We start from the raw sequence: 7187 nt of genomic DNA on the forward strand, positions 1-7187 counted from the left end.
TCTATTACGTCGGAGAATACGTCCGAATCACACCAACTGACGATTGAGCACCCTGCCGCACTCAGTGGGTGATTCTTGTACCGTTTTACCTTCAGATATTTTTGGAAATTTCTATGGGCGTGTGAATATCATTCAGGATTGAGGTCGGAATAGGTCCGGACCTCAAAAGAGTGTGTCACACGCTCTTTTTCATTTCATGTTTGGTATATTATGGACTGTGACAGAAGCTAATGCTGCTCGCGAACTCGGTGTTTGCCAACGGTTCTTTAGACATCGGCTCTCTGAGTGCGATGTATGGCGATTCCGTTCGGCGCGACGTGGGGCACGCTGATCGAGCGGTGTGAGGATCTGCCCGATGAGGCGACGTTGATCACGCCGCTGGCATCGAAGCGATTCCGAATCACCGACGTTCAGGACCAGCGAATCATCATCGAAGACGTCGATTCGGGTGATTCCCAGCCGCTGCAACGCGAGCAGTTCGAAGCACTCGCCGAACACACACGCGAGGCGGTTGATGGCTACGAGCTCGATCGCTTGCCGCCGAAGGCCGAGCCCTACGCGGCGGTGCTTGCACTCCACCCGCGCTATGTCCTTGACGAGCGTGAGAACACGCTGACCGAACTCGACGAGGCCGACGAGAGCGCCGTACTGGATGAGACACCGCACTTGTCGATGACTGCGAGTGCCGGAGACGAGCAAGACAGCGAGCGCGAAGAGCCCGAGATAGACGTATATTCGGATATGCTATTGCTGATCGACGCGCTCGAACGCGAGGACATGAGCGCTCTCGAAAGCCTCGAGACGCCTATGCTGGTGAACCTCTATACGCTGCTGTCGGATGTCCAGCGCAACGCCAATGACCTTCGGCAGGACGTGACTGATGTGCTCTTAGAGCGCGTCGGGCACGATCGGCCAGTGCACGGCCAGTACGGTTCGGTCCAGCGGACGACGCGCCGGAACCGCTCACTAAAAGAGGACGAAGAAGTGCTCGACGCGTTCGCAGAGACCGGCATCGATCGCGACCAACTGCTCGGTGTCGACCGCTCGAACGTCGAGGAGGCACTGAATGTCGTCTCAGTACCCGAATCGGCCGTCTACGATGTTTCCGAGAGTGAGTACGTCCGGAAAGCCGAGGTGGATGAAGAACGCAAGGAGACGCGTTTGCAGGGGTTGAAAGATCGGCTGGCGGTGAGTGACGATCCCGAAGCGGATGTCCTGCGCCAGAAAGTCGAGCGGTTGGAACAGGAGATCGAGGAACTGACCGAGTTCTCACCGGCGAGTTCGTTCGAGACGCAATCAGAAAGCGACTGAGATGCGAGTATGTGATCTCAGGCTCGGCAATGGGTAAGCCTCATGAGTACTGATTCTGTCGTAGCGACTAATTTCTCGAAAACAGGTGCATGTGTGTTCCTGTCGCATTTATCCGAGCTGATTGTCATTAATATGACCCAGAAAATAGATAAGGCTTCAATAACTACCATTATTCTATGACAAGCACATCGGAGCAGGTGGGACAATCGATTACTGAGAACTTACAGAAGGTTTTGGCCGAAGCGGATGAGTCGGTGATTGCGGTGGGTTTGGACGAAAATTCGACCCGCGAACTCGTTGAGATAGTTGCTGAGAGCGAAGAGCCACCGAACGTCCGCTTGCTTGCTGAAGAGAGCGTGTTGAAATGGGTGAGAGATGATTTCATGTTGGCGAGTAGAGCTGCGGAGTTGCGTGAAGCGGATGTCCTGGAACTGCGAGCCGCTGGTGAGCGGCTGAATGACACGCTGTTGGTGACCGAGGAGATGGTCGTCTCGCTACTCACGCCAAATAGCGAGCAGAGCGCTGCGCTGGCCACCGATGACGAGGAGTTCGCTGCGGCCGTACGCGAGCGCTGGAATGATCTCTGGGCGGATAGCGAGGCGTTCGATCTGCGGACGCCAGCGTACTCACGCGTAGCTGAAACGCTTGCCGAGGAGTTCGACTCGGCGATGGAATCGGACTTTGAGACAGTGCTGAAGGCGGTTGAGAATGTGGATACCGCGGAGGAATTGGATGAGGTAGGAGTGAGCCTGCTCGTGGCGGCCAAACACGAGGAGTTGCTCTACGACATTTCCCACTGGGGTGAGGACGTGGGTGTCGCAAGCAAGGCGACGTTCTCACGCAAGAAGACTCTGTTCGAAGAACAAGGCCTCTTAGAGACGGAGAAAGTGCCGATCGATGTGGGTCGGCCACGATTGCGTCTGCTGCTGGCTGACGAGCGTCTCCGAGAAGCAGACACGGAAGATCTGGCGAGTGTCGCACATGAAATGCTCTCGGCAGCGCCAGCATGAGAAACGGGCTGAGAAGTTGCCAAGACTAACAGCATGCGGACGTGATATCGCCGCAGTGTTGCTGTAGTATCATATCCGATGTTTTTCGAAGAGTGACGGGAAGTGTTGGCTCTCTTGGCAGAGGTTTATTAGCGTTAGTTCTCTACATGAAGAACGAGAGACTGATGGCTGATCTTTTTCGATGGGTATCGAGCTCGGTTGCCAGGAGTTGGGTTTGATGAGTACTGAAAACACAATCAGCGATCCGCACGCCACACTGGAAGTTCAGAATGTAGTCGTTTCGTCAACACTGAACCAAGAGATCGACCTCAAATCTGTTGCCCTCGATCTCACCGGTGCAGATTTCGACCCGGAACAGTTTCCGGGAGTGATCTACCGTCCTGAGAGTGCGGAAGCGACGTGTTTGATTTTCCGCTCGGGGAAGATCACATGCACGGGTGCTGGAAGCATCGAAGGGGCTCGTGAGACGGTCCAAGCGACTGTGGAGACAGTTCGCGGACTCGGTATCGACGTTGAGGAGCCCACAGTGACCGTCCAGAACATCGTGTCGGATGCCGACCTCGGTGAAGAGTTGAATCTAGAAGCGATCGCGATCGGGCTGGGTCTCGAAGATATCGAATACGAACCCGAACAGTTCCCAGGTCTCATCTATCGGCTTGACGAGCCTGACACGGTCGTCTTGCTATTCGGAACCGGGAAAACAGTAATTACAGGAGCGGAAACTCAAGATGACGCTGAAGAAGCGTTGAAAACGATCATCGACCGTTTGAGTGAACTTGCGCTCCTGGGTTGACCAATTCTCGACTACGCATCTGGAGGGCAGAAGACAGTCTCTATCGATCAGCATTGCTTATTCTGGGTGAGATTGTACACTATCCAGATGCGGGTTGTATTCGATGAGGGCACGCTCCTCCTGCGGAAGGCTAGTGAAGAGGTTCCGTACGCGGAGTGGGATGAGCGTGTCGAAGAGTATCGTGCGCCCGCGTATCGCTATCGTGTCCTGCTCCACTGGGCCGATGCATGGCACAATCATAATTCCAATACAGACGCGCAAGATCCAAGTTGTCAAGGGAATATACAGACGGCACCTATTGAGATTGAGGATACGGCTCGAGCCTACCCTGATCTCGCGCTCGATCCAGCGCTCGAAATCGAACCGCGCGAGTATCAGCAGGCGGCACTCGATGCATGGGGCGCTCATGACCGACGAGGCAGCGTCGTACTCCCGACTGGGAGCGGCAAGACGTTTCTCGGTATCCAGGCGATTGCAGACGTTGGAGTCGCCACGCTCGTGGTCGCGCCGACGATCGATCTGATGATCCAGTGGCACGCGACGCTCACCAATGCTTTCGGTGACCAACTTCCCCACCGAAGCGGAGACGGGACCGAACAGGCGGTCGGCGTGCTCGGTGGCGGCACTCACGAGATCAGACCGATCACGGTAACGACCTACGATAGTGCGTATCGTTACATCGACGAGTACGGCGACCAGTTCGGCCTCTTGATCGCGGATGAAATCCACCATCTGCCAGCCCCGACCTATCGACAGATCCCGAAGATGGCTATCGCGCCGTACCGTCTCGGGCTCACCGCCACCTACGAGCGCGCCGACGACGCCCACGAACTCCTCGAAAACACAGGCCTCATCGGGCCAGTCGTCTACGAAGAGGAAGTCGACGAACTCGCTGGCGAGTATCTCAGCGAATACGAAACCATCCACATGCAGGTCGAACTGACTGACGACGAACGCTCGCAGTACGACGAGGAATACGGCATCTATCGCGAATACGTCGATACGCACGACTTCGACCTCTGGAAAGCCGAGGGCTATCAGGAGTTCCTTGCGCACACTTCCTATGATTCTGACGGCCGTCGAGCGCTGATCGCCAAGCAACGCGCCGAGGAGCTCGCACGCACCGCGGCGAAGAAACTTGACACGCTCGACACCCTGCTCAAACGCCATCACGACGACCGCACGATAATCTTCACCGCGAACAACGACTTCGCCTACGAGATTTCCCAAGAATTCATCGTCCCGTGTATCACCCATCAGACCAAGACCGACGAGCGTACGGAGATTCTCGAACGATTCCGTACCGGCGAGTATTCGATATTGGCCACCTCGCAGGTGCTCGACGAGGGAATCGATGTGCCGGCCGCAAACGTCGGGATCATCCTCTCTGGGAGCGCATCGAAACGCCAGTACGCCCAGCGGCTCGGGCGAATCCTGCGGCCCACCGACGAGCGCCAGCCCGCCCGGCTCTACGAGATCATCGCGACGGATACGATGGAGAACTACGTCTCCCAGCGCCGCCGTGAAGGCGTTGAGGCAGGAACATGAGTGTGGACATCACAGTGAGCGAGAGGCCATGCTGACGGCCGACCTCGCGCGCTCGCGAACATCCGACGACGAGGTGATGCCACTGTTCATCGATCCCGACGATGCACGCTATCGAGAGACGGCGAGCGAGTTGATCGAACTGTTCGAGACGCACGTAGGTGAGCCGAAAGCAGACCTTGACGCAGCAATCAGCCAGCTGACGGTCGCGGATACCGACTACAAGATCATCCAGGGGCTGGCGAAACTGCTGCGCGACGAGTGCGACTTCGAGACGGTAGCGGCCGCCGAGCCGCATGAGATTCGCCAACGACTGTTCGAGCGGGCGAATGACTCGTATCCGATCGTTCGCCAGCCGACGCTCGAAGCGGATACCCGCAAGCTTGATGTCTACACGGCAGTCGCTGATGAGCTGGGGATCTCGCTTGCGGAGTGTCATCAGGGGATGTACGCGGATCTCGACGCGAACAACCGTCTCGTCCGGTTCGGCGATCAGGTCGCCAAATCAGCCGAATTGGACACTGATGGAACGACCAGCACGACCCAGTTGACCGGCCAAAGCGAGGAGTCGTACACAGGCAAGGCACTCACCGTCGAGTGGCTATTGAACCGGTATAACCTCGCGCTCGCACAGGCAGTGCTCTACGATGCGACCGAGTTGCGCATTCGGATCTGGGATCAGTTTGCGACAGTGTTCAGCTACGTGAAGCTGTTCGGGCTGATGCATCGGATCTATCCGATCGATGAGCACGGCGAGCGCGTGTCGAGTACGGATCTCGCGAAAGGATACGAAGCGATCTTGGACGGTCCGGCATCGTTGTTCCGGCAGTCGCGTAAGTACGGCATCCGGATGGCAAATTTCCTGCCGGCGTTGCCTCACTGCGAGCGGTGGGAGCTTGCCGCGGAGATTCTCACCGACGAGTCAGCGAACGAGACACGGGAGTTCACACTGGACCAAACGGCTGGACTCCAAACACACTACAGCGGTGGGAGTCAGTTCGACAGTGATCTCGAACGAACGCTTGCCGACAAGTGGGAGCGATCGAACACAGAGTGGAACCTGGTCCGTGAGGACGATGTGATCGATCTAGGTGCCGAGGTCTTGCTACCGGACTTCGCGCTGGAACATCCGGATGGCCGCCGAGCGATTCTGGAAATCATGGGCTTCTGGACTCCTGAATACCTCAATGAGAAACTCACCAAAATCCACCAGACCGATGTGGATAATCTGGTGTTAGCGGTTTCCGAGGAGTTGGATTGTACGAGCGATGACATCGATCTCGGAGCTGAGCGTCTGCTCTGGTTCAAAACCGGCATCCATGTGTACGACATCGTCGACCTCGCCGAGGAGTACGCGACATAGTCGGCCTTCGCCTCGGGTTCCCTTTGTCCGGTTCTTCGGAAGGAGAGCGGCAAAAACCCTTAGTGAATCAGCACGGACACTACTCATACTGTGGACGAGACGATTACCTGGCTTCGCAATCGAGCACAGCATCAGGGACGGAACAACATCACGACGGATGGAACGAGTCGCTATGCAGCCATCTCTGAAGAGTTCGTTCAGACGGTGATCGATCGGAAGATGCACGACGATTGACTCCGAGACGCGGGAATGAACCGGCCGAGAGTGATCCCACTCGGAATGTGAATAATAAACAACATCATATGGCTGCATACAATATTTTCCCAATCTGCTCATGGGAGCGTTCGTCTACGAATGCGTCAATTGCGGTCACCAACTCAGCGGCAATGAAGGAGCATCGCTGTCTTGTCCGGAATGCCGGCGGCTGATGAATGTCGCCGGTGAGTGTGTCCACTCACAACCAGCCACGGACTGCTCGATGACTTCTAATTAATCGCGAACAGCCACGCCGGTTGAAATCTCGTACTCGAGATCAACGGCGTGCGTGCTCAATACCTCAGTCGTATCCTCGTGCTTGACGGTCTTGGGGCGAGCGCAAGCGACACAGTGTTGACACACTGTAGGTTCTTCTACTAAACAAGGATTAGTTGCCGATAGCGTTTGGTTACTGATGTCTGTCCACGATTTGAGTTCCCTCCCTTGCAATAGGTTTTGTTTGCTTGGTTAGCAGATCATGCAGCTGTTCGTACAACGGATGGTTGATGAGAGTCGACCAATCGCCAATGACAGTTAGGTGCCGCTTTGCCCGTGATAGTCCAACATTGAGCCGATTCGGGCCATCATGGCTTTCTAAAAAGCCAACGTTCCCGTCTCTATTTGAACGGACGAATGAGCAAATCATAGCTGTTCGCTCGCTCCCTTGGAATCCCGATATTGTGTCATAGTATATTTTTTCTCTTGTTTCGGCATCAATGCCGACATCTGCCAGAGCTTCGTTGAGAGCCCTGACTTGCGCTCGATAAGGGGTTGCGATTCCAATGTCATGTGGATCCAACCCCTGTTCAAGCAGATAATTTGGCTCCATTGAATCACTAGATGGCGGCGTGATGGGGCGATAGATCGAAGAGTATGAAGCGGGTGAGTAGCGTTTGCAGTGAACCTTACC

The 7187-nt window shown here is 55.8% G+C and carries 7 protein-coding genes; 6 read left to right on the forward strand and 1 reads right to left on the reverse strand.

Annotated features, from left to right (window positions below):
- Positions 1 to 294 precede the first annotated feature (294 nt).
- From C451_RS04905 to C451_RS22545, 6 genes are all read left to right on the forward strand, one after another.
- Positions 295 to 1311 (forward strand): hypothetical protein, encoded by a 1017-nt coding sequence (locus C451_RS04905; protein WP_007738361.1) that lies wholly within the window; start codon positions 295 to 297, stop codon positions 1309 to 1311.
- Between the two features lie 176 nt (positions 1312 to 1487).
- Positions 1488 to 2321: a transcriptional regulator TbsP gene (gene tbsP, locus C451_RS04910; protein ID WP_007738362.1), complete on the forward strand. Its 834-nt coding sequence runs from the start codon at positions 1488 to 1490 to the stop codon at positions 2319 to 2321.
- 235 nt (positions 2322 to 2556) lie between these two features.
- A complete protein-coding gene (locus C451_RS04915) occupies positions 2557 to 3114 on the forward strand; it encodes a TATA-box-binding protein (RefSeq protein WP_049912968.1) in 558 nt (185 codons plus the stop codon).
- A gap of 87 nt (positions 3115 to 3201) precedes the next feature.
- On the forward strand, positions 3202 to 4662 hold the full coding sequence (locus C451_RS04920; protein WP_049912964.1) for a DEAD/DEAH box helicase family protein: 1461 nt from the start codon (positions 3202 to 3204) through the stop codon (positions 4660 to 4662).
- Positions 4663 to 4690: 28 nt separating this feature from the next.
- Positions 4691 to 6022 carry a DUF790 family protein gene (locus tag C451_RS04925; RefSeq protein ID WP_007738370.1) on the forward strand — a complete coding sequence of 444 codons (1332 nt, stop codon included), beginning with the start codon at positions 4691 to 4693 and terminating at the stop codon, positions 6020 to 6022.
- Between the two features lie 90 nt (positions 6023 to 6112).
- On the forward strand, positions 6113 to 6256 hold the full coding sequence (locus C451_RS22545) for a hypothetical protein (protein ID WP_161605841.1): 144 nt from the start codon (positions 6113 to 6115) through the stop codon (positions 6254 to 6256).
- A gap of 430 nt (positions 6257 to 6686) precedes the next feature.
- Here C451_RS22545 and C451_RS20895 read toward each other — a convergent pair.
- A partial coding sequence (locus C451_RS20895; RefSeq protein ID WP_241431191.1) for an AAA domain-containing protein occupies positions 6687 to 7187 on the reverse strand: 501 nt, incomplete at its 5' end.

It is taken from the genome of Halococcus thailandensis JCM 13552 (assembly GCF_000336715.1).
In the GTDB taxonomy this organism is placed as follows: Archaea; Halobacteriota; Halobacteria; order Halobacteriales; family Halococcaceae; genus Halococcus; species Halococcus thailandensis.